Source organism: Empedobacter sp. UBA3475 (assembly GCF_002378465.1).
Classification (GTDB): domain Bacteria; phylum Bacteroidota; class Bacteroidia; order Flavobacteriales; family Weeksellaceae; genus Empedobacter; species Empedobacter falsenii_B.
In genome coordinates this window covers 1-25,867 of record NZ_DFRA01000037.1, presented here as the reverse complement: position 1 = coordinate 25,867, position 25,867 = coordinate 1, and the positions used below count along the sequence as shown (strand labels likewise).

The 25,867-nt window shown below is 31.2% G+C and carries 23 protein-coding genes and 1 pseudogene; 9 read left to right on the top strand and 15 right to left on the bottom strand.

Going from position 1 to position 25,867, the window contains the following annotated elements; translation table 11 throughout:
* Positions 1 to 95: 95 nt before the first annotated feature.
* The 3 genes from B3I31_RS08435 to B3I31_RS08425 form a co-directional block, all read right to left on the bottom strand.
* Entirely contained in the window at positions 96 to 1,127 is a 1,032-nt protein-coding gene (locus tag B3I31_RS08435) for a hypothetical protein (RefSeq protein ID WP_219034300.1), read from the bottom strand.
* A gap of 243 nt (positions 1,128 to 1,370) precedes the next feature.
* Positions 1,371 to 1,796: an Hsp20/alpha crystallin family protein gene (locus tag B3I31_RS08430; protein ID WP_257468096.1), complete on the bottom strand. Its 426-nt coding sequence runs from the start codon at positions 1,794 to 1,796 to the stop codon at positions 1,371 to 1,373.
* Positions 1,797 to 1,993: 197 nt separating this feature from the next.
* Positions 1,994 to 2,785, bottom strand: a complete 792-nt coding sequence (locus B3I31_RS08425) for a S1/P1 nuclease (RefSeq protein ID WP_219034301.1) — start codon at positions 2,783 to 2,785, stop codon at positions 1,994 to 1,996.
* 342 nt (positions 2,786 to 3,127) lie between these two features.
* Here B3I31_RS08425 and B3I31_RS08420 point away from each other — a divergent pair, with 342 nt between their 5' ends.
* The 5 genes from B3I31_RS08420 (at position 3,128) to B3I31_RS08400 (ending at position 7,410) form a co-directional block, all read left to right on the top strand.
* Positions 3,128 to 3,469: a PadR family transcriptional regulator gene (locus tag B3I31_RS08420; protein WP_125350363.1), complete on the top strand. Its 342-nt coding sequence runs from the start codon at positions 3,128 to 3,130 to the stop codon at positions 3,467 to 3,469.
* The gene (locus B3I31_RS08415; protein ID WP_219034302.1) at positions 3,462 to 5,258 is read left to right on the top strand and encodes a PspC domain-containing protein; all 1,797 of its coding nucleotides are present in this window, start codon (positions 3,462 to 3,464) and stop codon (positions 5,256 to 5,258) included. Before B3I31_RS08420 ends, B3I31_RS08415 begins: the two co-directional genes overlap by 8 nt.
* Positions 5,259 to 5,405: 147 nt before the next feature.
* The gene (locus B3I31_RS08410; RefSeq protein ID WP_286495621.1) at positions 5,406 to 5,966 is read left to right on the top strand and encodes a 1-acyl-sn-glycerol-3-phosphate acyltransferase; all 561 of its coding nucleotides are present in this window, start codon (positions 5,406 to 5,408) and stop codon (positions 5,964 to 5,966) included.
* Between the two features lie 3 nt (positions 5,967 to 5,969).
* Positions 5,970 to 6,392, top strand: coding sequence for a PaaI family thioesterase (locus B3I31_RS08405; RefSeq protein WP_219034304.1), 423 nt, complete (start codon positions 5,970 to 5,972; stop codon positions 6,390 to 6,392).
* On the top strand, positions 6,385 to 7,410 hold the full coding sequence (locus B3I31_RS08400; RefSeq protein WP_286495620.1) for an isochorismate synthase: 1,026 nt from the start codon (positions 6,385 to 6,387) through the stop codon (positions 7,408 to 7,410). Before B3I31_RS08405 ends, B3I31_RS08400 begins: the two co-directional genes overlap by 8 nt.
* On the opposite strand, the gene B3I31_RS08395 is transcribed toward B3I31_RS08400, so the two are convergent.
* The 4 genes from B3I31_RS08395 to B3I31_RS08380 all read right to left on the bottom strand — a co-directional run bounded on the left by B3I31_RS08395 (position 7,407) and on the right by B3I31_RS08380 (position 14,316).
* A complete protein-coding gene (locus tag B3I31_RS08395; protein ID WP_286495619.1) occupies positions 7,407 to 7,754 on the bottom strand; it encodes an MmcQ/YjbR family DNA-binding protein in 348 nt (115 codons plus the stop codon). The genes B3I31_RS08400 and B3I31_RS08395 overlap by 4 nt on opposite strands.
* Positions 7,755 to 7,839: 85 nt before the next feature.
* A complete protein-coding gene (locus tag B3I31_RS08390; protein WP_286495618.1) occupies positions 7,840 to 9,291 on the bottom strand; it encodes a SusD/RagB family nutrient-binding outer membrane lipoprotein in 1,452 nt (483 codons plus the stop codon).
* 23 nt (positions 9,292 to 9,314) lie between these two features.
* Complete coding sequence (locus B3I31_RS08385; protein ID WP_291059075.1) at positions 9,315 to 12,518, bottom strand: SusC/RagA family TonB-linked outer membrane protein; 3,204 nt, start codon at positions 12,516 to 12,518, stop codon at positions 9,315 to 9,317.
* 244 nt (positions 12,519 to 12,762) lie between these two features.
* Positions 12,763 to 14,316, bottom strand: a complete 1,554-nt coding sequence (locus B3I31_RS08380; RefSeq protein ID WP_291059073.1) for a calcineurin-like phosphoesterase C-terminal domain-containing protein — start codon at positions 14,314 to 14,316, stop codon at positions 12,763 to 12,765.
* 202 nt (positions 14,317 to 14,518) lie between these two features.
* Between B3I31_RS08380 and B3I31_RS08375 the strand changes: the two genes are divergently transcribed.
* The gene (locus B3I31_RS08375) at positions 14,519 to 15,709 is read left to right on the top strand and encodes an MFS transporter (RefSeq protein ID WP_291052708.1); all 1,191 of its coding nucleotides are present in this window, start codon (positions 14,519 to 14,521) and stop codon (positions 15,707 to 15,709) included.
* Here the strand turns inward: B3I31_RS08375 and B3I31_RS08370 are convergent.
* Together B3I31_RS08370 and B3I31_RS08365 are read right to left on the bottom strand one after the other, a co-directional pair.
* The gene (locus B3I31_RS08370; protein ID WP_291059071.1) at positions 15,690 to 16,271 is read right to left on the bottom strand and encodes a DUF5715 family protein; all 582 of its coding nucleotides are present in this window, start codon (positions 16,269 to 16,271) and stop codon (positions 15,690 to 15,692) included. The genes B3I31_RS08375 and B3I31_RS08370 overlap by 20 nt on opposite strands.
* 43 nt (positions 16,272 to 16,314) lie before the next feature.
* A complete protein-coding gene (locus B3I31_RS08365; RefSeq protein WP_291059069.1) occupies positions 16,315 to 16,959 on the bottom strand; it encodes a DUF5715 family protein in 645 nt (214 codons plus the stop codon).
* A 261-nt stretch (positions 16,960 to 17,220) separates the two neighbouring features.
* On the opposite strand from B3I31_RS08365, the gene B3I31_RS08360 reads away from it, so the two are divergent.
* From B3I31_RS08360 to B3I31_RS08350, 3 genes are read left to right on the top strand one after another with little or no spacing between them, the layout of a single operon-like run.
* Positions 17,221 to 18,096 carry a carbon-nitrogen hydrolase gene (locus B3I31_RS08360; protein ID WP_114999920.1) on the top strand — a complete coding sequence of 292 codons (876 nt, stop codon included), beginning with the start codon at positions 17,221 to 17,223 and terminating at the stop codon, positions 18,094 to 18,096.
* On the top strand, positions 18,096 to 18,803 hold the full coding sequence (locus B3I31_RS08355) for a subclass B1 metallo-beta-lactamase EBR-4 (RefSeq protein ID WP_114999921.1): 708 nt from the start codon (positions 18,096 to 18,098) through the stop codon (positions 18,801 to 18,803). Before B3I31_RS08360 ends, B3I31_RS08355 begins: the two co-directional genes overlap by 1 nt.
* A 2-nt stretch (positions 18,804 to 18,805) precedes the next feature.
* Entirely contained in the window at positions 18,806 to 19,867 is a 1,062-nt protein-coding gene (locus B3I31_RS08350; protein ID WP_219034310.1) for an agmatine deiminase family protein, read from the top strand.
* 74 nt (positions 19,868 to 19,941) lie between these two features.
* On the opposite strand, the gene B3I31_RS08345 is transcribed toward B3I31_RS08350, so the two are convergent.
* From B3I31_RS08345 to B3I31_RS08320, 6 genes and pseudogenes are all read right to left on the bottom strand, one after another.
* Positions 19,942 to 20,682 carry a rhamnogalacturonan acetylesterase gene (locus B3I31_RS08345; protein ID WP_286495612.1) on the bottom strand — a complete coding sequence of 247 codons (741 nt, stop codon included), beginning with the start codon at positions 20,680 to 20,682 and terminating at the stop codon, positions 19,942 to 19,944.
* Position 20,683: 1 nt separating this feature from the next.
* Positions 20,684 to 21,658, bottom strand: coding sequence for a pectinesterase family protein (locus tag B3I31_RS08340; RefSeq protein ID WP_286495611.1), 975 nt, complete (start codon positions 21,656 to 21,658; stop codon positions 20,684 to 20,686).
* The gene (locus B3I31_RS08335; protein WP_219034313.1) at positions 21,655 to 22,557 is read right to left on the bottom strand and encodes an alpha/beta hydrolase; all 903 of its coding nucleotides are present in this window, start codon (positions 22,555 to 22,557) and stop codon (positions 21,655 to 21,657) included. Before B3I31_RS08335 ends, B3I31_RS08340 begins: the two co-directional genes overlap by 4 nt.
* Positions 22,541 to 24,208, bottom strand: a complete 1,668-nt coding sequence (locus tag B3I31_RS08330) for a glycoside hydrolase family 28 protein (RefSeq protein WP_221855156.1) — start codon at positions 24,206 to 24,208, stop codon at positions 22,541 to 22,543. The genes B3I31_RS08335 and B3I31_RS08330 overlap by 17 nt, the downstream gene beginning before the upstream one ends.
* Entirely contained in the window at positions 24,208 to 25,020 is an 813-nt protein-coding gene (locus tag B3I31_RS08325) for a rhamnogalacturonan acetylesterase (RefSeq protein ID WP_286495610.1), read from the bottom strand. Before B3I31_RS08325 ends, B3I31_RS08330 begins: the two co-directional genes overlap by 1 nt.
* A pseudogene (locus B3I31_RS08320) lies at positions 25,020 to 25,867 on the bottom strand (glycoside hydrolase); the annotation flags it as partial. The gene B3I31_RS08325 and the pseudogene B3I31_RS08320, both read right to left, overlap by 1 nt.

Here is a 25,867-nt window from a genome sequence, read left to right as displayed (position 1 = left end):
ATTAGGTCTAAAATAGAATATTTTGTGAAATAAAAAAAGACATCTGTAGATGTCTTTTGTGTAATTATGTTTTTTTGAAAATATAGTATTGTTTTTTAACTATCTTTCATTTTAATGAATCGATTATTTTGTAGCACAAATATTTTGTCAGGGTTATAGGCATGATTCTTTTTCGATTCTTCATTTAATGGAAAAACCGTAATTGCTAAAACTGGAAAATCATTGAAACTAAATATCTGTAAATTAATGTTTTTATATAAATATTCGTCCTGAGAAAAATTTGCATCAAGTAAATTGTAATAATTAATCAATTCGACATCGCTCATAATACTTTCGGTTAAATTTTCTGGATGATAACCAACAAATAATAAACCTCCCTGACCATGCAGCATTGCATAAATATTTTTTTCAATTTCTTTCGGACAATTCTTTTCTAAAAACTGAACATAATTAAAATATTGATAATGAAAAAGATGATCGTAAAGACAATCTAGAATAAATTCGTTGTTCGAAATATTATTTATAAAAAATTGTCTTGTTGGGTTATTCCACAAAAAAGGTGTGTCTAAAATTTTGAAATAGTCATCTTTAATAGCAAAATTTGAGAATAGATTTTTATTTAATTTTATTGCATTTATTTGTTCTTCAAAACCTAAATTTTTCAGTAACTTATATTCGTTTATTAAATTGTTAAGTTGTTCAGAATAATTAATTTGTTTAGAATTTTTTAAAGAATAAATTTCATATTCGTTATCTTTTTTTAAAGAATCGAAATCTTCATTTAACACAAAAGACAAACTAATTCCGTAAGGAAAAATGGTTTCATTTGGAGTGATAAAAATAGCTTCTTGATTAACTAGTTTTAAGCGTTTGTAATTATTTTCGTTAGGAAAATTGATTTCAGTATTTATTCGATCAATTGCTTTTGGTTGAATAAAGTTACTTTCAATTTGTAGCAAACCTTCATTTGAAATAATTTCGATGTAATTTTTAAGAAAATTAAAAGCATCCAACCTATTTTTTAACCCGTTATCCGAATTAAATTCAGTTGTTTGAAATTCTTTTGAGCTTGTGCAAAAACGTGTTTTTACAACATAAGTTATTGTAGATAAAATGTTTTTGTGCATAGTTGAATTTTAATCTTTTGTAAATGTAAAAGATTAGTTTTTAATAATTTTTACTAAAAAACACTTTTTTATAAAAATTATTAAGTGTTTTTGTTAAGAACTTTTTGATTCCGTTTTCGATAAAATAGTCACTTTTTTTAACATTGTTTTTGAGGAAATGATAAAATTATAAATTTGATTTAAACAAAAAATCCTCAACTCCGAAGAATTGAGGATTTACTAACCAACTAAAATTAACTATATCTATGAAATTTGTATGCTACGTTTTTCTTTTGGTAAAGCTTCTTCTTTCTTAGGTAGAACTAATTGCAAAATTCCGTTTACATAAGAAGCTTCTATTTTATCTTCGTTTATGGTTTCTGGCAATGTAAATGCTCTTCTGAAGCTTGAAAAATTAAATTCTTTTCTCGAAAATTTTTCTTCTTTTACTTCTTCATTTTGTTTAAATTCTGATGAAATTTTCAAAATATTTTCATCAATTTCAATAGAGAAATCTTCTTTGTTTAAACCTGGTGCAGCTAATAAAATCTCGAAACTATCTTCATTTTCTTTGATATTTACTGCAGGAAATTGATTTTGAGAATTTACAAAAGTTTCAAATTTTGGACGCATTGCATTTTCAAATCCAAAAGGAAAATAATTTGCTCTATTTTTTCTTGCTGTATTCATGTCTTGTATGTTTAAATTTTTGATTTCATTGTTCATGTTTTCACTTTATTCAAATTATGTGCAAATCGATATTTTAAGACAAAATGACTGGTTTTTACTATTTTCAAATGTCAAAATGACCGAAAATTTAAATTTTGAACATAAAAAAATCCTGAAAAGTCATTTTCAGGATTTGTAAATCTCGGTAAAGATTCTATTTATTTATAAATTTCGTCTAAAACTTTTGCTAAACGTAGACCGCCTTTTAGCATTTGATCTTCGATCGTTTTTTTGTTGTCAAAATGATAACGGTAACCTAATTTATCGTCCATTTTAACACCTGCGTAAATTCTGTTTGCAATAATATAAGAGCCGTAAATCCAATCAGCAAAAGTTCCTTCTTGCATTGTTTTTTGTTGTTCTTTCGTTGCAATATCCAGTAAATTAGAATATTCTGTGTACGAATAGTTTTCGTAATCAACCAATTTAGAATCCCAAACGGTATGAATATTTACTTTATCGCGAAACCATTCAACTTTGATTCTATTTCCACCCAAATCGTCTGGACGCCCAACATGTAAAGGTTGATGCGCATCTCCCAAAATGTGAATCAAGAAATATAAATCGTGTTGTTTTTGTTCGATTGTTAAATTCTTGTTGTTTTTTAATTCATTAATCAAAAACAAACCTTTTTTGTACATATTATCATCAGAAGTTCCATCTAGCGCAACATCAAATTGTGCACGATCCAAATCTCCTGGAATATTTACGTAATGGTAAGAATCTGCATGTTTCCAAGAATCATCAGACTTGATAAAATCTGGCCAGTTCGCCCAATACGCTAATTTTTGTGGACCAATAATTTTTGTAATTTCTTTACGAGTTTTCTTGCTAATATGTTGTTCTGCAATTTGAGAAACTACTCGGTGACCTGTTAATCCCCAAGCTAAAGCACTTTCTGAAGCTAAAAATGCTCCTAAAAGCATTGCACTTCCTATAATTTTTTTCATTGTGTGAGCTCGATTTTTGACAAAGGTAATAAAACTAATTCAAGTAGAATGAGTGATTTTTGAAGGTGATTTTTAAATGATAGTTAATATTTTTTCAAGTAAAATCAAGTACTTTTTCATAAAAAAAACATCGATTTTAAAATATTCTTAAATAACTTAAAAAACTTAAAAAACTTAAAAAACTTAAAAAACTTAAAAAAAATATTAATTCAATAAACCTCGATAAACAGGCAGATTGGTATGTCTTTTATTTATAATACTAAAAATAATTCAGTACTTTGTTTTGCATAATACTAAAACTTTTATATATATTTGTATAACAAAATAAAACAAGCCGTTCTTATGAATATAGAGAAAACAAAAGTTCAGATGCGAAAAGGTGTACTGGAATATTGTATTCTCAGCATTATCAAAAAAGGAGATGCTTATGCATCTGATATCATAGACGAATTGAAAAAAGCAGAGATGATTGTTGTTGAAGGAACATTATATCCGCTTTTGACAAGACTAAAAAATGATGACCTTTTACAGTATCGCTGGGAAGAATCAACGTCAGGACCACCTCGCAAATATTATGCACTTACAGAGTTAGGTGAAAATTTTTTAAAAGAATTAGCTGAAACTTGGGAACAGTTAATTGAAGCCGTGAATAAAGTAACCACAGAAACGCAGAAAAATGGATAAAACAGTATCAATAAGTATAGGAGGATTTTCTTTCGTGTTAGACGAAATCGCCTATAATAAATTAAAGACCTATTTACAAGATGTAAAAACTTCGTTGAGAGGTACGGAAGGTGTAGAAGATATTATTGAAGATGTAGAAATCCGTATTTCTGAATTATTTCGTGAACGATTAAAATTTAGAGAAGTCGTAAACGAAGATGACATCAATTTTGTAATTGCAACGATGGGACATCCAGATCAATATAAGGTTGAAGAAGATGAAGAGAACGAAAAAACGTCTACAAATTCATCATACAATTATTCGTCAAATAATCAATCGTATGGTGGGCAACAAACTGGTGCGAAACGTTTGTACCGCGATCCAGATGATACAATTGTAACAGGATTATCTGCTGGTTTGGCGCATTATATGGGCGTTGATCCTTGGTTTGTACGTTCTATTTGGTTAGTTCTTGGAATTTTGGGAATTTTCACAGCAGGTGTATCATTTTTCTTAGTGGTATTCTGTTATTTTATCTTGTTAATTTTTGTTCCAAAAGCAAAAACAACATCAGAGAAGTTACAGATGTACGGACAACCAGCAAACATTGATACATTAAAAAAAAACGTAGAACAAGCTAGTGAAGCTGTTGTAAGTGGAAGCAAAGAATTAAGTAATAAATTAGGCGGAGCCTTTGGTGTTTTTGGTCGAATTTTACTTTGGTTCATCGGATTTATCATTCTAAGTTCAGGAATTGGATTAATCATTGGAGGATTCTTTTTCTTCTTTACTACTTGGACAGAAATGCCAACAGAATTATTCGGTTATCTTGTTGAAGAGGAATGGATGAGCATGGCAGCCAAAATATTTGGAGGAATATTAATGGTAATTCCAGGTATTTTGTTGACAATTTTAGGTGTAAAATGTTTCTGGAATAAAGTAAAAGTAAGCAAAGCTGTCATCTTTGGATCAATCGCTCTTTGGTTTGTTGCATTATTTGCAATCATCGGAATTTCTGTAAGTACAGCAAGTAAATTTAGAAACTCAGTTGAAATGACACAAGAAAAAAGTTATGTTATTCCTTCTGATACCTTACAAGTTTATTTTAGAGAAAATAATGAAGGTAACTTAAAGTTCAAAACTTTTAACGATTTAGATCAATTAATTGATGCTGATGGAAACTTAATCATTCCAATTGATGATATTTTTGAGATTGAAGAAAGTACAGACGATAAACTTCATGTTCAAGTAACTTATTCTTCTAAAGGAGGAAGCAAAGAAGAAGCAAAACGCAATTTAGAAGCAATTAGATATAATTACGAATTAAATGGAAATAAACTTTATTTAGATGAGTTTATTAAAATTCCTAAAGATGGTAAATTTAGAAATCAAACGGTTGATATCAAATTGTATGTTCCTAAGAACAAATTAATTCACACGAATAACACTGATCGAATAACAATTATTAATAATGATAATGATCGTGATTATTTATACGATTTGAAGAATAAATTTATTGGATATAATGGAAAAAAATTCGTATGTTTGAATTGTCAAAAAGATTCAGATTCTGAGGACGATATTAATCTTGATTCAGAGGATGTAAACATAAATTTGAATGACGGAAACGATTCGGCGAGAGTTAGAATTGATAAAAATGGTATTCGTGTCGAAAGTAAAGACGGTTCAGTAGGACTAAATTTACCAAGAACTGAAAACAAAAAAGAAAAATCAAACCAAGAAATACACTATAAAGATGATACAGATTCTATTAACATTAACTACAGAAATCATTCAAATAATCGTTGATTTCTTTGCATAGACTTAGGAAGTATTTTAATTAATAATATTCAAAAAGAGACATTTCATTTCGGAATGTCTCTTTTTATTTTTGGTTACATTGACTAATATCCGTTTCGAGTTTTGTATGTTTGCAAATGCATAAAGCATCATTTTATGAAAAAAATTTTAGGCAAACTTTTGTACTCATTAGGAGGTTGGAAATTAGATAATCATCTCGATCTATCGAAAGTAGATAAATGCGTTTTGGTTTGCGCTCCGCACACTTCCAATTGGGATTTTTACTATACTATTTTGGCTTTTTGGCAAATGGGAATTCCAATGAAAATGTTTATCAAAGATGCTTGGACAAAACCTTGGTATGGATATTTTATAAAGAAAATGGGCGGAATCGGAATTGATCGTTCTCAACGACATAATATGGTCGATTTTGCTTCAGATATTTTGAAAGAATCAGATAAATTATATTTAATTAATACACCAGAAGGAACGCGTTCTCGTGCAGAAAAGTGGAAAAATGGATTTTTCTATATCGCGCAAAAAGCAGATGTTCCGATTGTTTTGGCTTATTGTGATTTCAAGAAAAAAAGAGCTGGAATTTCAAAAATTGTAGAAACAGAAAACAGAACTTTAGAAGATGTGATGGATGAAATTCAAGATTTTTACAAAAAAGTTAGGGCAAAACATCCAGCACTTTATAACCCAAAAATACATTAAATTATGAACGAACAAGATATTTTACAGAAGTTCAATGAAATTTCGAAAAATACATTACTTGAAACTTTAGATATAGAATTTACGGCAGTTGGAGAAGATTTTTTATCAGGAAAAATGCCTGTTACGCCTAAAGTTCATCAACCATTTGGGTTATTGCATGGAGGCGCTTCTATCGTTTTGGCGGAAACGTTGGGAAGTACATTGTCAAATATTATTTTACATTCGGATGATTTTGTGGCGGTTGGTCAACATGTTGACGCAAATCATCTTCGTCCAAAAAAGGAAGGAACAATTTTTGGGCATGCAACAGTCGTAAAACAAGGTCGTACTTCGCATTTGATTAAGATTGAAATCAAAGATGAAAACGATAAATTAATCTGTTATACACATTTAACAAACGCTATTATTTCTAAAAAACATGTTTAAAAAATTTCAAGATAAACTTGAAAGATTAATTCAGAATCAAGAACCTTTTCTTCTTTTTAGAAAACCAAATTCTACACAAGTGGAGTTGTGGGAAAATAAAGATTTTGAATCGGATAACAAGTTTATTTGTAATAGTTTCGATAATACAAAATTGGTTGAATTTAATGATAATGAGGTTATAGATATTGGAATAAATGAATTACCAAATTTTGAACTTTCTTTACCAGAATCAAACAAAAATGAAGCAATTTCGTATGAAAATTATATTGATTTAATTCAAAAAACAGTTGAAGAATTACAAAGTGATTCACCAACTAAAAAAATTGTAATTAGTCGAATCAATTCACTTCCAGAAACGAATATTAATTTAGTTGAAACTTTTAAAAATTTACATCAACATTATCCAAATGCCTATGTGTATTTGCGATTTGATACAGAAGAAGGTTGTTGGATTGGAGCTTCGCCAGAGCTTTTATTGAAAGAAAATAATCAATTTATACAAACTGTTTCTTTAGCTGGAACAAAAGCAAAAGAAGATGAATGGACAGAGAAAGAATATCACGAACAACAAGTAGTAACTGATTATATTTCGTCAACTTTAGAACCTTATACTTCTTACATTGATGTGGACGGACCATTTTCGGTAAATGCAGGATTTTTTGAACATTTGAAATCATTTATTTCAGCTCAATTAAAAGACAAATCTCAGCTGTATGACTTGTTGAAAGCTTTGCATCCAACGCCTGCTGTAGGAGGAATGCCAAAGGATCTGTCAAAAGATTTTATTCTCGAAAACGAAGGCTATAATCGTACTTTTTATGCAGGTTTTATGGGCTTTCAAAATAAAACAGAATCGGAGTATTTTGTTAATCTTAGATGTGCAAAAATCTATTCTAATAAAGTAAATTTGTATGTAGGAGGAGGTATTATGCCCGATTCTATTCCTGAAAATGAATGGCGAGAAACAGAACTGAAATCAAAAACAATAGGTGAATTGTTGGTGAAAACAGAGAATTAAATCAACTTAGGACGTTTAGATTTTGGTAAAGTTAAGATGACTAAATTATAAGAATCTTTTATCCATTCTTTGATTTGAATGTTTTTCACGTCTTGATGAATTTTAACAGTATTCCAATGTTTTTTGTTCATGTGATAACCAGGAATTACAGCTTCGAAAGTTGCGCGTAATTCGATTGCATTATCTGGATCACATTTGATATTTACAGAATCAAAATCGTCAATATTACAAAGGCAAAACATTTTTCCAGCGATATAAAAGACCAAAGTAGATTGATCAAAAGGAAATTTTTCTTCGACCAATGGAAGTCCTAAACTAAACTCTCTTAACTCTTCTATATGCATAAAAATATTTTTAGTGAAGATACAAATAAAACGAAAACGACCTTAATTACAAGGTCGTTTTCTATTAAATGTGGAATGTATGCAATTAATTTACATCCCACCAAACACGCGTATTGATGTTATCTGGTCCCATTTGTTGAAGTGCGTTCTGATAGCCTTCTGGGTTATAATTTCTAACACTTGTTGGATAAAGCATACGACGAGGCATTTTTTTATCATTCAACATGGTAGAAGTTGTCGGTAATTTTGGAAAACCAGTTCTTTTATATTCAAACCATTGTTGGTAATCTGTAAAGAATAAAGCAAAATATTTTTGATCGATGATACGTTCTAACGTATTGTTGTATTTAATTTTTTCTTGTGCCATAAATTCAGCAGTAGGCTCGATATTCGTCCATAATTGTACAGCAGCTTTTACAGCTTTATCATAATGAGTTTTTGCATCACCACCTAAACCTTTTTGAGCCATTTCAGCTTTTATAAACTCAACTTCAGCATAAGTCATTAATGGAATTTTCATCGGAGCGATAACAATTGCATTGTTAGGAGATGACGGATTGAATTTGTAATCAGAACTATTTCCTTCGTAAGCTGCAGGAACTCCTTTGTAACCTAATGAAGAACCATCCAAATTAGAAGCTTTATTGACTAAAATTGGTAAACGAGGATCATTAGTTTCATTCATTTTATCAATAAAAAATGTTGTGAATGTTCGGCTATCTCTATAATCTTGTGCTCTTGGCCAAGGAGATAAACTTGGTGCTAAACCAGAAATTTGTAAAATAGCAGATTCTGATTCACTTTCGAAAATAGGATAAGTTGTCGGATTATCAATTATTTTTTTAAGTTCTGTTAAGGCAGATGCATCACGATTCGAAATTCTTAATAATAATCTCATTTTAAGAGAATTTGTGAATTTTTTCCAACGTGTTATATTGATGTTTTTTTCACTACTTGGGAATAAAATATCGGTACCATATTTTAGACCTAAATTAGTTACATATAATTGATTTGCTTTCTCTAAATCATTTAATAATTGCTTATAAATATCTTGTTGTGTATCAAATTTTGGTTTTGTAATTCCTTCTTCTGCTTTGGCTGCTTGAGAAAAAGGAACATCGCCAAACATATCGGTTAAATTAGAAATAACTAAAGAACGAAGCGTTAATGCAATTGCTTGATAATTGACATCTCCAGCTTTTTGCGAAACTTTTAGCATTTCCTCCAAATTAACAAGATTTGTGTAGGCATTATTCCAAGTCGAATTTCCCGTTCCTGTTGTTACATCATAACGATGAAGTCCCATTGCATTGCTTGGATAAGGAATATGAACTTGCATCAATTGAGCTGTAATATCGTAGTTTTTTAAAACATTATTTTCAGCCAAATCATAAAGAACAGGATTTAAAACAGAACCTGAATTAATTTCTGTGATTAAGTTTGGATCTTCATTTGCTTTCTCAAAATCGTTTGTACAAGAGAAAACAGTTGAAATTATAGTGAAGGCAAAAAATAGTTGAATTGAAATCTTTTTCATTTTAATAAATTGAATGTTGTAAATTATAATGAAGCTTTTAAGGTTACTCCATACGTTGCTGTTGACGGCATTTGTCCCATTTCAACTCCAGGTACATAAGTATTTCCATTTAATGATGCTGTTTCTGGATCGTATAAAGGAAAATCACTAATCGTGAATAAATCGCGTCCGTAAACTGTTAATGACAATGCTTGTAAACCTGTTTTTGATAATAATCTTTTAGGAAAATCAAATGTTAAACTCACATCTCTTAATTTTAAATATGAAGCTTCGAATGAATTAGATTCTACATTTGCACGACGATTATATTCAGCATAATAAGTTGCCACATCAGCTTTTGTTGTATTTGGAGAATAAGTTCCGTCAGCATTCAATACAACACCATTTCCAATGATGTAACCATCTTCTCGACCAGGTAAAGAATCTGCCAATTTTCCTTGCTCCATCATTTTGTGATAAGTTTGTGAATAGACAATTCCACCATATTGTCCGTCTAATGTAAAACTGAAACGCAATGTTTTGAATTTGATTTCATTTGTGAAACCTGCTCTCCATTTAGGTGTTGCGTCTCCAACATATTCTATTAATCCATTTTTAAGTGGAACACCTGTTTTTGCATCATAAATGATTTGTCCCGCATCGTTTCTTACAAATTTTTCACCATATAGAGCTGTAGAAGAACCGCCAACTTTAGCAATTTGATAAACTGTTCCAGATTGACCAAGAATCATTTGATCACCTTCTATTCCTTCTACTAAAGATTTTACTTTGTTTTCATTTTTAGACCAAGTTCCAATCATTTTCCATTCAAAATCTTTACTTTTAATTGGAGAATACGTAGCTGCTATTTCAATTCCTCGGTTTTCAATTTCTCCTCCATTTACCACTCTTCTTGAATAGCCAGTTGTGATATCATTTGGTAATTCGAAGATTTGATTTTTTGTACTTTGTTGATAAACTGTAAAATCTAAGCTTAATCTTTTCTTGAATAATAAAGCCTCGAAACCAGTTTCCCATGATGTTGTAGATTCAGGTTTAATATCAGGATTAAATAATCTTCCAGGTACTACTGCAGATGCTGTAAAATCGCTTTGATCGTAATATCTATTTGTCCAACCTGTTGTACCTCCGTTACCAACTTTTGCAAATGATAAACGGTATTTTAAGTAATTAATAGGTCCTTTTATTTTGAATAAATCTGACAGAATAAAACTTGAAGAGACTGAAGGATAAAAGAATGAGCTATATTTTACTGCAACAGAAGAATTCCAGTCGTTACGACCTGTAAAATCAACGAAAATCATGTCTTTCCAACCAAATGAAGCCATTCCATATAATGAATTTTCTTTTAAATTAGAATCATACGTTCTTGCAAAAGGAGAAGTTAATCCATTCGAAAGTTTATAAACTCCAGGCGAAGCTAAACCATTTACCCAAGCCGTTAAATTTCTGTATTCATAATTTTTTCTATTACCTCCAACATTTGCATTGAAACCAAAATCTCCCCATTTATCAGTATAAGTTAATAAGAAATCGATATTTGTTTCAGTTTTAGATATGTCTTGTCTTTTGTAATATCCATTCGGCGTACGATTCATATCAAATGGACGTTTTTGTTCGCGCAATTGAGTATAGGTATTAATTGCAGGACGAAGCATTAAACTTAGTTTGTTACTTAATTTAATATCGGCTTCAATATTACCAATCAATTGATTACTTCTTAATGGATTAACAGCTTCGTAAGCAATAGCATAAGGATTGTCCATGTACGAACTAAATGGGCGAATCATTTTTACTCCATCGAAATCCTTTTTCCAAATTGGTTTGTACCAATTTAAATCTACGTTTGGATTTTGGAAGATCATAAAATAGGCTATAGATCCATTATTGTAACCAGTTCCTGGTAAATTATCACTTGTTTTTCGAGTATAGTTTAAGGCAGTCGAAACTTTGATACGATCACTCACTTGATAATTTCCATTAATCGCAGCAGTATAATTCTCGTAGCCTGTATTTGGCATAATCCAGCTATTTTTCTGATGTCCAATAGAAGCTCTCATACTTCCTTTGTCATTTCCACCAGAAAGTGTAACTGCATTACTGAAAGTAAAACCAGTTTGCCAAAATCCTTTTCTATTATCTTTATAAGCACGCCATAAAGTTCTTTCAGCCCCTTGTTTTTCTAAAGTTGGATCATATTGAAAAAATGATTGTCCGTCAAATTTTGGACCGAATGCAGAAGAAGTACTTCCTGTATTTGGTCCATCTGCTGAGGTTTGATATGAGTAATAAGGATTGCCATTTTTATCGAAACTCTTTCCAGTTCCTTGACCATATTCATATTGAAAATCTGGCCAATTGTTAATAACGTCAATAGCTACAGTTGATTTATATTCTAAACCTAATTGTTTACCTTTTTTACCTGATTTTGTTGTTATAATTAAAGCTCCATTTGCAGCTTTATTTCCATAAAGCGCTGCTGCGGCAGGACCTTTTAAAACGGTTACACTTTCGATATCCGCTTGATTGATATCAGAAATACCATTACCAAAATCGATAGGCGAATCATCGCCCATGTAAGCAGTATTATTTCCAGAAGAAGTCATTTCTGTGCTCATTGGAACACCATCGATGACAATTAAAGCGTAATTTTTTGATTGATCGATTGAATTTGCTCCGCGTAAAATAATTTGCTGAGAATTGATTGGTCCATTTCCTCCAGAAATAATATTAAGACCAGCTACTTTTCCTTTCAATCCAGAAGACCAGTTATTCGCTTCTGCTGTTGCAAGTTCTTCCGAGCCTATATTTTGTTGTGCAAATCCTAATTTTTTCTGCTCTCGCTTTATCCCTAAAGCAGTGACAATTACCTCATTCAGTTGGTTAGATTCTTCTTGTAAAGTAATTCTTATCTGAGAAATATCTTTCGGTGTGTATTCAATAAATTTGTGTTGAGATGAATTTACCAATAATGTAGGATGAGCAACATTTACTGAAACAAATTCGAAAAAACCATCTCCATCTGTAAATGTTTTAAAAGATGTTCCCTTGATGATAATTTCAACATCTGCAACTCCGAATCCATTTTGATCAACGATTTGACCTTTGATTGGATTCTGATCTTGAGAAATTGAATGATAATAATTTGTATGAATGTAAGTTTTAGCATTGGCGTGTAAACTTAAAAATCCACCAAGTAGAAGTAGTGGTAATTTTAATTGTTTCATAGCTGTAAATGTGAAATGTTTATGTGTTAAAAATTTTAACAAAACTAAATCTTCCGTTTGTGAAGTTGTTTAACTTAGGATTAAGAGATTTTTAAGTAAACATTACTAAAATAAAGGTCTTGATATTAATTTTACATTTGAGTAAAGGTTTATTGACTTTTATTTAACATGGATAAATTGTAAAATATTTTATTAAAAAAAGCCACTTCTTTTGAAGTGGCTCATTGACGTGAATAAAATGCTTTTATTTGATAACTTCGAAAGAAGATTTTTCTGTAAAAGTATTTCCGTACAAATCGGTTGCTCGAACTTCAATTGGATAAGCTCCCGCTTTTAGTTTATTCGGTAAGCGAACTGACCAAATATGTTTCGAAATTTCTGGAGCAGAAGGTCTGTTTCCAATATTTGTAATTTCTGCATTATCAATTTTCATGATAGTTTCCATATAATTGTAATCAACTGTAGGATCCCAATTCATCTCTTTCCATTCACCATTATTTACGCGATATTCCACTTTATTCGATTCATGTCCCATAAAGAAATTAGCATATAAAAAAGCACGATTACGTTTACCTTCTTTTACTTTTTTTGTGTGGTACAGGTCGATTTGTTTTTCTTTTGGTGAATTTGCAACTTTATAATCAAATTTATATTGATTACCATCTACATGTAAAAAAGCATAACCTTTTGGTGTACCATCACGCATCGTAGAGGCCGGAACTCCTTTTGCATCTTTCGGTCCCGAATACCAATCACCAGAAGTTGTTCCAACATTGTACTCGTGATGAGGTTTTTGTTGTTGCCAACCATCTTGATTTGCATAAAAAATCTGTTCTTGGAAATGTGTATGAGCAGACATTGAAATTGTATTTGGGTAATCTTTTAACAATTCGAATAATTGATTTCTATCTTCTGGACGTGTGTCACGCAACGGAATATGAAATGCTAAAACAATTAAATGATCTTTTGGAACAAATTTTAAATCATTTTTAATGAATTCTAATTGATCAGGACGGAAACCTCCCCAATATCCTTTTCCATCACGAGGATCTGGATATAAAATATCATCTAAAACAATAAAATGTGCTTTACCGATATTATATGAATAATTATTTGGACCGAAATTTTTCTCGAACGTTTCATCCGAATATTGATCTTCTTTTGCATCATAATTCATATCGTGATTTCCCATAACATTGTACCAAGGTAAACCAACTTTCGAAACAGCTTTTATATAAGATGGATGCAAATTCAAATCATCACCAACCAAATCTCCTAAAGAAAGTCCGAATTCCATTCCTTTAATTCCTTTAACATCATCAATTACACCTTTAGAGAAATACTCGATTTCTTCTTCTGTATAAGCTTGAGGATCACCAAAAATTAAAGCCGAAAATTTTTCGTTTTCTTTTGTAGGAATTAAAGCAAAATCAATACTCTTTGGAGTATTTCCAGTCGGAGCAGAACCTGCATATTCTAATTTTGGAGAGCCATTAGGTTTGTTGATGTAGTAGAATTGTGGCTGATTGAATTCGTTTGTAGGAACTTTGTAATTTGTTGGTTTAATGACAAACAAAATAGTTTCGTTATCAATCTCGATTTGATATTCTCCTTTATCATTTGTCGAAACAACTTGTTTTCCGTTACTAATTTGCACGTTTGCCAAACGTTTTTCTGATTTATCGAATTTATTGTTTTGATTTTTATCTTCAAAAACAATTCCTTTAGCAAGTTGTTGAGCGTTGACAGAAGTATAAAAACTTCCAAATAATACCAGCGATAATACGATTTTTTTCATTGTGTGAATTTCTTGTTTTGTAGATGTTAAAATTCTATATTTTATGCGGTATTCGGATTAACACAACAATAAGTAAAGATTAAATTTAAGTAAATAAGAATAATATATTTTCAAATTTAATAATGGATGAATAATTGTCTTTGATTATTAAATATTCTAAATTTGCAACCGATTGCATTATGTTATGGAAGAGAAATTAAGCATGAGTTCACGACAAATTTTCATGCAAATTATAGGTTATGTAAGTTTTTCATTTATAGGTTATTTACTTATAGGTTTACCGTTGGCTATTTTACCTATTTTTATTACAAAAACATTAGGTTTTACTGAGCTTGTAGCGGGTATTGTAATTAGTTTGCAATATGTGATAACTTTTATATTGAGAGGTTATGCGGGAAAAATTGTAGATACAAAAGGTCCTAAACCAGCCGTTTTATTGAGTATGAGTTTGTTTATTTTAGCAGGAGTTTTATTATACTTTTGTTACTTCACAAGAAACAATCATTTTTTGTCAATAGCTATTCTTGTACTTGCGAGATTGGTTACTGGTGCAGCAGAAGGAATGGTAGGTGGAAGTCCAATAAACTGGGCAATTTTAAAAATTGGACAACAACATACAGCGAAAGCAATTTCTTATAATGGTGTTGCTAGTTATGGTGCATTGGCAATTGGAGCACCATTGGGAGTTATCTTAAATCAATATTTTGGACTTGGTTTTATTGGTTTGTTTAGTATTGTTTGTGCGATTATAGGTTATTTTTTAGCTAGAAATAAAGAGAATATATTAACTGCAGTTTCAAAAGTTCCGCAACCATTTATAAGTGTATTGAAAACAGTGGCTCCTTTTGGAATTTGTTTAGCACTTGCAGGTCTTGGATTTGGAGGAATTTCTAATTTTATAACACTTTACTACGACTTTTATAGTTGGTCGAATGCAGCTTTATGTTTAAGTGTTTTCAGTTTATTGTTTATTGTAGGACGATTATTTTTTAATAGTTCAATTAATACATTAGGAGGATTAAAAGTTGGAATTATTTGCATGATAGTCGAAACGATAGGTTTATTAATTCTTTTTAGTGCGCCAAATTCTTTTATAGCTCTTATTGGTGCAGGTATTACAGGAATTGGTTTTTCATTGGTTTTTCCTGCGATGGGAGTAGAGGCTGTTGCTTTGGTTTCAGATAATAGTAAAGGAGCTGCTTTAGCTGCGTATGGCTTGTTTATTGATATCTCATTGGGAATTACAGGTCCTCTAATTGGTGGTGTTATCAGTTTGTTTGGAATGTCAAACTTATTTGGTTTTTGTAGTTTGTTTGTGTTTATAGGATTATTGTATAGTTATTATTTACAAACAAAAAAAAATCGTTCAGAATTTAATAATTCCGAACGATAATATGAAAACATCTAATTTTAGATTCTTTTACGTAGTAAATTTTACCTGTTCTAACATAATTTTTTAGCACTTGTTCTAACTCTTTTTCTAGTTTAGAATCAGGTCTAATTTTATGATTAAACCTAACATAAGAAATATCAAAAGCAGCACCAAAATTATGTGAACTATCATTAGAAGAAGCATTTTTATTAATTCCTCTCAAACGATTTTGATCATGTAGCGTTCGTGTCATTGATGTAACAACGAAAAAATTTTGACCTGTTGTTTTTACAAAATCTCTTGCAATACTTGTCAAAATATCTCGACCTTTTGGAATAAGATACGAATGACTATGTGTTAAATCACCAACTCGCCAACCATAACCACGTTGTTTTATTTTAACCAATTTACCTTGATTGATGTATTTGTTCAACTTTTTATCACCATCAATTAGCTCAAGTTTATGAGATTTTGCGGCATTCAAATGCTGAACATATTCTTTAGAAGGCTCTATAACAACTCGCGATTGAGCGTAACCGAATAAAGAAGAGCAAATAAAAAAAGTTGTTAAAAATTGTTTCATGATTCAATTCTCTTCTGCAAAAATAGAAAAGAACTTTTATATATTACATTGTTGTTGATTTAAATTGATCGGGATTACGAACCGTTACATGAAAACAGTGTTGTCTATATTCTTTGATATAGTAAATTTTACCGTCTTCTTGCAATTGTTTTAAAATCGCTTCTAAATTATCACGATGAGTTTTGCTATACGTATATTTATTATTGAATTTTGTATACGACAAATCAAAAGAAGCACCATAGTTATGAGAACTTTCGCCTTTTGCTGCATTGCTATTTACTCGTCTTAAACTTGCTTGACTTTCTTCAGAACGGGTAAGCGAAGTTACAGTAATTGTAGCATTGTTTTCGTCCAGAAATTTTGAAGCAATTCGTTCCAACACAGTTTTTGCTCTGTTATTTAAGAATGCTTTACTGTGTGTTAATTTCTCAATTGTGTACCCATTTCCTTCTTCAGGAATTGCAACTAATTTTTTTGTAGCAACTAAACCTTCAATATCATCAAAACTCTTCACGATTGGAACGTTGAATGATTCTGCGGCCATTAAATGATCGTCATAAGTTATTTTTTTTGTAGAGATAGAAGTGGATGAAGAGGCAGAATTTTCTGCTAAAATGTAACTTTCTTGACTTTGAGCTGAAATAAATATTCCGCTAAAAAGACAAGAAAGGGCAATTAATTTTTTCATGTTTTAAATTATTCGCGACAAAATTAGAAGTTACAATTTAATAAAGACTTGTTAAAAATTATAATATTTAGGTAAATTTTTTTTAAAATTTTCTTAAATCTGTTCTCAAAATAGCATTGTTAGATAGATTTATAGAAATTTAAATTTCATCACATTTGAAACATAAAATATTCTTAAATATAAATTCTAATAGATTAAATCCTACTAAATTCGCTATTTTTGTAATTATTATTCATTTTTATTTTTAGACCTATTTATAAAATGGCAAAAGTTAAAGTTGGAATGGTACAAATGACTTGTACTAATAACAAACAAGAAAATTTAAACAAAGCAATAGAGCAAGTAAAAGTAGCAGCTGCAAAAGGCGCTCAAATTGTGTGTTTGCAAGAATTGTTTACCTCATTATATTTCTGTGATGTAGAAGATTACGATAATTTCGACTTAGCAGAAGCAATTCCTGGACCATCAACAGATGCGTTATCAGTTGTAGCTAAAGAATTGGGAGTGGTAATTATCGCTTCATTATTCGAAAAACGTGCGCAAGGTTTATATCACAATACAACCGCTATTTTAGATGCTGATGGACAATATTTAGGAAAATATCGCAAAATGCATATCCCAGATGATCCTGCGTTTTATGAAAAATTCTATTTTACTCCAGGTGATTTAGGTTACAAAGTTTTTGATACTAAATTTGGAAAAATTGGAGTGTTAATTTGTTGGGATCAGTGGTATCCAGAAGCTTCTCGTATAACAGCATTGATGGGAGCAGAAATTTTATTTTATCCTACTGCGATTGGTTGGGATACGACGCAAGACGAAGAAACAAATCAAGATCAATACAATGCTTGGCAAACAATTCAGCGTTCACATGCGGTTGCGAATGGAGTTCCGGTTATTTCTGTAAATCGTGTTGGTTTTGAGCAAGATGGAGCAATGAAGTTCTGGGGAGGCTCTTTTGCGACAAATGCGCAGGGAAAATTGTTGTACTTAGCAACGCATGATAAAGAGGAAACAGAAGTGGTTGAATTGGATTTGAACGAATCTGATTTCTTCCGTAAACACTGGCCTTTCTTAAGAGATCGCCGCATCGATTCTTATCAACCAATTACAAAACGTTTTATAGACGAGGATTAATGAAGAAATTATTTTCACTTATAGCATTGATAGGAAGTTTTGCATTTGGTCAAATAAAACCAATTCAGATTGATCCGATTAATAACAATTTATTTGTTTATCAAACATTCAATTCGTTTAATGGTGTTGAGTATAATGCAAATGGAATGTATTTGGTAACGAATAAAGGAATCGTTTTGTTTGATGTTCCTTGGCAGAAATCGCAATATCAAGAATTAAATGATATGTTACAAGAAAAGTATAATTTGCCAGTTATCGCTGTGTTTGCAACACATTCGCATGATGATAGAGCAGGAGATTTAAGTTTTTATAATGATTTGAATATTCCTACTTATGCAACTTCTTTAACCAATTCTAAATTAAAAAAAGAAGGAAAAGCGACATCAAAATTTGAGATTGAATTAGGAAAAACATACAAATTTGGTAATGAAAAATTTGTTGTTGAATATTTTGGTGAAGGACATACTTCTGATAATGTTGTGGTTTGGTTTCCAAAATATAAAGTGCTGAATGGAGGTTGTTTGATAAAAGGTGCTGACGCTGTAAATTTAGGTTACACAGGTGAAGCAAATGTTACTGAATGGCCAAAAACAGTACAGAAACTAGTTACAAAACATCCAAAAATTAAACAAGTTATTCCAGGTCATGATAATTGGAAAGTTACTGGACATATCGAAAATACGTTTAAACTTTTAGAAAAGAAATAAAATTGAACACTATAGATACATCAAAATTCCCAAAAGATTTAGGATATAGATTTCCTGCCGAATGGGAAGAACACGAAGCAACATGGTTGTCTTGGCCGCACAAAGAAGAATCTTGGCCAGATCGTATTCAGTTAATTTATCCAGCTTATGCTGAATTTATTGCTGAATTATCGAAAGGTGAAAAGGTTCGTATTAATGTGAAAGATGAAGAAATGAAAGTGTTTGCGTTGTCTTTTATCGAAAAAACGGATGCAGATTTGTCACAAGTTGAGTTTTATTTTAATGAAACAAATGATGCATGGTGTCGCGATCATGGTCCTGCATTTTTATTGAATAAAAACAATCCTGATAACCCAAAAGTTATTGTTGATTGGGGATTCAATGCGTGGGGAGGAAAATATCCACCTTTTGAAAATGACGATGTTGTGCCAACAAGAATTGGTGCAGAATTTAATCTTCCTGTTTTTCATCCTGGAATTATTATGGAAGGAGGTTCGGTCGAATTTAATGGAAAAGATACGTTGATGACATCAAAATCTTGTTTACTGAATGAAAATCGTAATCCAGATTATTCGCAAGAACAAATCGAAGAATTTTTAAGAAATTATTACGGAGTTTCGCAAATTCTATGGGTAGAAGACGGAATTGTTGGTGATGATACGGATGGACACATTGATGATACAATTCGTTTTGTAAATGAAGATACAGTTTTGACGGTTGTTGAAACAGATGAATCGGATGATAACTACGAATTGTTGCAAGTGAATCTTCGCCAATTGCAAGAAATGAAATTACGAGATGGACGTCCATTAAACATTATTGAATTGCCAATGCCGGATGCGGTTTATTGCGAAGGTGAGCGTTTACCTGCTTCTTATGCGAATTTTTATATTGCGAATAAATCTGTCATTGTACCAACTTATCGTTGTGCAAAAGATGCAATTGCTTTGGATATTATTCAGAAATGTTTCCCCGATCGTAAAGTTGTAGGAATAGATTCTACAGATATTATTTGGGGACTAGGATCTTTCCATTGTTTGAGTCAACAAGAACCTAAGATTTAGTTTTTAAAATACAAAAATACCCCTCTTCAAAATTTCTTGTTGAGGGGTATTGATTTAGAATGAAAACTAAAAACTTATTTTTTAATATATTTCTCTAAGCCGATATTTAGTATGATCAGTTCTTTAACAGCTAATTTCGAAACTTCTTCGGCTCCAAGTTTTGATAGATGAGTATCATCGTTTTTGCCTTTTGGATAATAATCAATTTCATTTGGTTGATAATGTAAATGCAATTTTTTAGAGTTTCCTGGACCATATTTTATTTCCAATTTCTCTGTCAAATATTGCATATCAACAAACGGAACATCCAAATCTTTTGCAACACTTCTCACAATCAAAGGATATAAACCGTGAGTGTCAACCAAAACGCCTTTTTCATTAAAATTTCGACGAACAATAGAAGTCATTAAAATCGGAATAGCACCTTTTGCTCGTGCTTCTGTAACATATTGTTCCAAATTTGCGCGATATTGAGTGACAGGATTTGTGTAACGAACAGAATCTTCAATTTTTTGATCGTTATGTCCAAATTGAATGATTACATAATCACCTTTTTTCAATTGATTCTGAACTTTTTTCCATCTTCCTTCTGTTCTAAAACTTTTGGAACTTCTTCCATTTGTTGCATGATTCTGAATTTCTAAATCAGAATTCATTAACTCAGGCAAAAGTTGTCCCCAGCCATGTTCGGGATTTTTAGTTGGATTTTCTTTATTCGCCATTGTCGAATCTCCAACAAGAAATAGGGTTCTTTTTTGTGCGAATATTATGCTAAAAAACAAGCATAAAATCGTTGATAAAATTATTTTTTTCATGTTAATTCTGCTTTGGATTCCATCCGTTAAAAATATTCTCGATGGTATATTTTTGTATTTCTTTTTCGGTTAATTGATGCGACCAAATTGCTCTTTTTTGAGGATTATTTCCTAAACCTTTATTTTTATATTCTGCATAATAAGCTTTTTTTTCTTTATCTGGAAACATTGCATCACCTTTCCATTCGTTCCAACCAATAGGAAGAATATGTTTTCCCATTTCGGTATGTATAAAAACTGTTTTGGCAAAAGGACGCCAAGGTCTTCCCAAATAAACTTTTGTCAAATTGTCTTCTGCAATAAGACTACAATTGAAAAAAACATAACCAAATTCTTGCTCTTGATGTGTTGCCGCAGCTGTAATATAAGAATTAGCCAAACTTTTTATGGTACAATGCTCAAAAACGGCAATTGCTTCACCAAAAATAAAATCTGTCGTTCCTTCGATATAACAATTTTGATAATATTGACGACTTCTATTTGTAGCTGTGTACAATGTATCTTGACATCCTAATAACCGAATATTTTTTGCCACAAATTTATCGCCTTCCACATGCAGAGCAACAGCTTGACCTTGGTTACAACTTTCGTTTTGTATCGTGAGATTTTCTAATTGTATATCATCTGCTTCAACCAAAAAAGTGTAGGAAGTATAGGTTGTCATTTTTTGATTGGTTAAACCATCTATTTTTCCTGAAAAATCATTATTAGTAATAATAGTTTTCTCTGAATCTTCACCTTTTATCTTTATTTTATGTTTCCAAGAAGGAATTCTAATTTTTTCGAGATAAACGCCATTTTTAACAAGAATCAAAGCTTGATCTGGTCCTAAATCTCTCAACGAATTAATCGCTTCTTGAATAGATGTAAAATCTGCTTGTTGATCTTTTGCAACAGTAATTGTTTTGTATTGAGCATTTACATTAGTATAGATGAAATGTAAACAAACTATAAAAATGAATTGAATGATTTTCATTTGTTAAATCGTTTCGTTAAAAAATCAATAATGTAGTCTTTCGTTTCATCAAACCAAGGATTCATCAACCAAAAAGAATGAGGCGAATTCTTAATTTCGTATGCTTCATTTAGAATATGATAATCGCTTAATTTTTTCATCATATCATCTCTACCAGCTCGAAATCTCGGTTGCGAACTATTGATAAATAGAGTAGGAGGCGTTTTAGAAGTAACATATTCTAAAGGCGAAGCTTCTTTCCAAAGTTCAAAATTATCTTGTTTCGTATAACCGAAAAAATAACTGGCATAAGTACCTTCTTCAGCTTCGGGATGAATAAAAGAAACAATTCCATCAATATTGATAATTGCAGCAATTTTCTTTGATTTTACGCCGTAAAGTGTTGCCAATTGAGCACCTGCAGAAGCGCCAAGAATAACGATTTTCGATTGATCGAGTTTGTGTTTTTTACGATTCTTTCTCAAATAATTAACCGCATCATCCATATCTTCTAAAGGAGCTGGATATTTTGCAGCATCACTTAATCTATAATTTATCGCCATCGTTACAAAACCAGCTGAAGCCAACGTTTGAGCCATTGGTTTTTGATTTTCTTTGCTACCCGAAATCCAACCTCCACCATGTACAAGAACAATTGCTATAGAGGATTTAGTTTGATTTTTTGGTTGATAAATATCTGCTTTTAATTGATGTTTTTCTTGATAAATTATATCTTCAAACGCATTAATGTTTTCGAAGTTTTTAGAAGAAATCGGCGTAATAAAAGGGTAATTTTTCTTTAATTTTTTGTAAGTCGTTTCGATTGTATAAGGCGAAGCCTTCGGTCTCTCAACTTGACCGAAGGCTATCACCAAATGCATCATAAAAACAAACAAAATCTTTTTAATTGATAACTGCATTCTTTTTGACTTCTTTAGAACTTGTTACATTCTTCTTATCAAATGCTTTTGGTAACTTGATTTTATCAGATTCATTACCAATAATCTTAATTTCTGGAGTTGTAGCTGACTTGAATTCAGTAGTGCTTAAATCAACATTTTTACTGTTAAAAATTGTGACCGCTTTTCCCTCTTTGTAATTGAATTTTATATTTTTCAGTTGAATTCCATCAGCGTCAATAATACTTAAAGCTTTTTTCGTGTCGAAAGTTGAATTTTCAACCACAATATTTTTAATATTCATTTCTGCAAGTCCCATGATAAACAACGCTTCGTGAGAACTTACAACATTAATATTTTTGAAAAATATATTTCGAATTGTTGGAGTTTCCTCTGTTACAGGAACTTTTTTATCATTTCTTTTTTCGTCATCTGCATTTTGATCATCTTCTACAATCGGAGAATTTCCTTCGTAAAACATGTTAAAACCAATTGCTTGCGCAGGAATATTAATCATATCAATATTAGAGATGTAAATATTTTCGATTAATCCACCACGACCACGAGTCGTTTTGAATCTTAAACCAATATCTGTTCCGATAAAAGTTGCACCAGAAACATGAACATTACGAACACCACCAGACATTTCGCTACCAATCACAAATCCGCCGTGCGCATGATAAACTGTGTTATTTTTGATAATTACATTTTCAGTAGGAATTCCACGATCGCGACCATCTTTATCTTTTCCAGATTTGATACAAATCGCATCATCACCAACATCAAACGTATTGTTGTAAATCAACACATTTTTACAAGATTCTAAATCCAATCCATCTCCATTTTGCGAATACCAAGGATTTCTAACATTCAAATTTCGAATGATAATATTCGAACTCATTAACGGATGAATGTTCCATGCTGGTGAATTTTGAAACGTTGGACCATCTAAAAGTACACGATCCGAATTAACAATACTAACCATTACTGGACGTAAAAAATCTCTTACTTTAATTAGATCTTCTTTGCTAATTTTATCAGGAACATTAAAATTAGAACTGCTGATATAACCTAATTTAGAACCTTCGCTTGGAAACCACGTTTTTTTATCATCTGATAAAACTCCGCCAGACGCAACTAGATTTTTCCATTGAGAATCTGTCATTTTACCCTTCTTTACAAAACGCCACGCATCACCATTTCCATCGATTGTTCCATTTCCTGTAATCGCAATATTCTGCGCATTTTTTGCAGAAATAGGAGAAGCAGTACGCGTTGTATTTAATCCTTCGAAGCTTGTTTCAACTAAAGGATAATCGTTGAAATCTTTACTAAAAATCAATAAAGCACCATCTTCTAAATGTAAATTGATATTACTTTTAATTTCGATAGGACCACTCAACCAAATTCCACGTGGAATAACAACTTTTCCTCCACCTTTTGCACTTGTTTCTGAAATAGCTTTGTTGATTGCTTCTGTATTTTTGAAAATTCCGTCCGATTTTGCACCATATTGAGCAATTGAAACAACACGATTTGGAAACGAAGTTTCTTTTACTTTGGGCATATTAAACTCAATATCTTTGTAAATATTCTCATCAACTTGAGCTGATAAATGAGAAGAACAAACAACCGCTAACGCAACTGTAAGTAGTTTTATGTATTTTTTCATTATTTAATGGTTTTGTTTTGAATGATATTTTTGAATTCTTTGAAAACAATTGATGCGACAGCTTTTGCGCCTGCAATTTGAAAATGTGTATTATCTTTTTGTCCATTTGGATAAGCATCGTACAAATTCGCTTCAAAATTCATGAAATAGGTTTTTGTTACATATTCTTGTCCTTTTTGGCTAAAAAAATCCATCGATAATTGATTTAAATCTAAGAATGCAACATTTTTTTCTTTTGCAATTTCTTTTGCAACAAATGGATATTCGCCATGTACATTTTCTAACTTTCCATTTTTCCAAGGATAATTTCTTGCAACAGGACTTAGAATAATCGGAATTGCACCTTTTTCTCTCGTTTGATCCACATATAATCTCAAAAATTCTTTGTAACCTTCTAAATTTACAAATCGTTCTGGTTTATCTTCGGCGGCATCATTATGTCCGAATTGTATTAAAACATAATCACCTTTTTTTAGTTGAGAATAAACCTCTCGCCATCTACCTTCTTGAAAAAAAGTACGCGTACTTCGACCACCTTTTGCTTTATCCTTGACGATGATATGTTTATTGGCTAAATGTTTCAGATCTTGTACACTATCTTTTGCAAAAAATGGTTGAAATTCTTGTCCCCAACCAGCAATTGGATATCTGTTTTTCATATAGTTTTTGCCCGGATCATAATCGTCTGTATAATCTGCAACAGTTGAATCTCCGATTAAGAAAATGGTGATTGATTTTCCTTTTTGAGCATGACAAAAATTTGACAAAGTAACGAAGCAAATTAAAGCATATAAAAATTGTTTTGTCTTCATTATTTCTCATTTTTATCTACTCTGAACCAATCAAAATCAGCATAACCACCACGTTTCGCATCTTGAGAACTTATACTATATATACCAACTTTTGCTCCGATCCATTTTCCTGGTTTAGCTTGAAATGGTTCTCCGATTGATGTATATTTTTTTCCGTTTTCACTAAAACTAAATTGACAAACTCCGTTAGGTTCGCTCACTCTTACTTTCAAGAAAACTTCATTAGTTCCTAATTTTACTTCGGATAGAATTTTTTCTGGATTATTTTTCTCTGCTTTTTCTGCACGAATCAATTGTAAATAATAACCATCTTTTTTATTTGTGATAACCAAAGATTGATAATCTGTTCCCATGATTAATAAACCAGCAGTTTTCCCTTCTGTAGCATCTTCAGGCGTAAGTTTTATTTTTGTTGAAGCTGTGAAATTTGGTGCAGGAAATTTTTGGGTTAACAAATTAGGAACCGTCCAAAGATTATTCGAATTTTCTGGAACTTTGATAGAGAAAAGACGAAGAAAATTTTGATTTGCTAATTTACTGTACCAAACAATTGAAGGATTTGCGCTCCATTGCCATTGTAATCCAATATCATTTTCTTTAAATTCATCTGTTTCTGAAGGATTTATAATGTCAGACTTATTCGAAATTGTAGGTTTTTTATACGTTAAAACTGGTTCTCCAATTCCATTTTTATCTTGATCAACACCAATAAAGGGCCAATCGTTGATCCATTTCATTGGTTGAAGATGAACAATTCGTCCATAAGTGTCCGCATCTTGAAAATGATAGAACCAATCTTCTCCATTTTTTGTATCCACCCAAGCACTGGATATCCCCCTGAATTTTC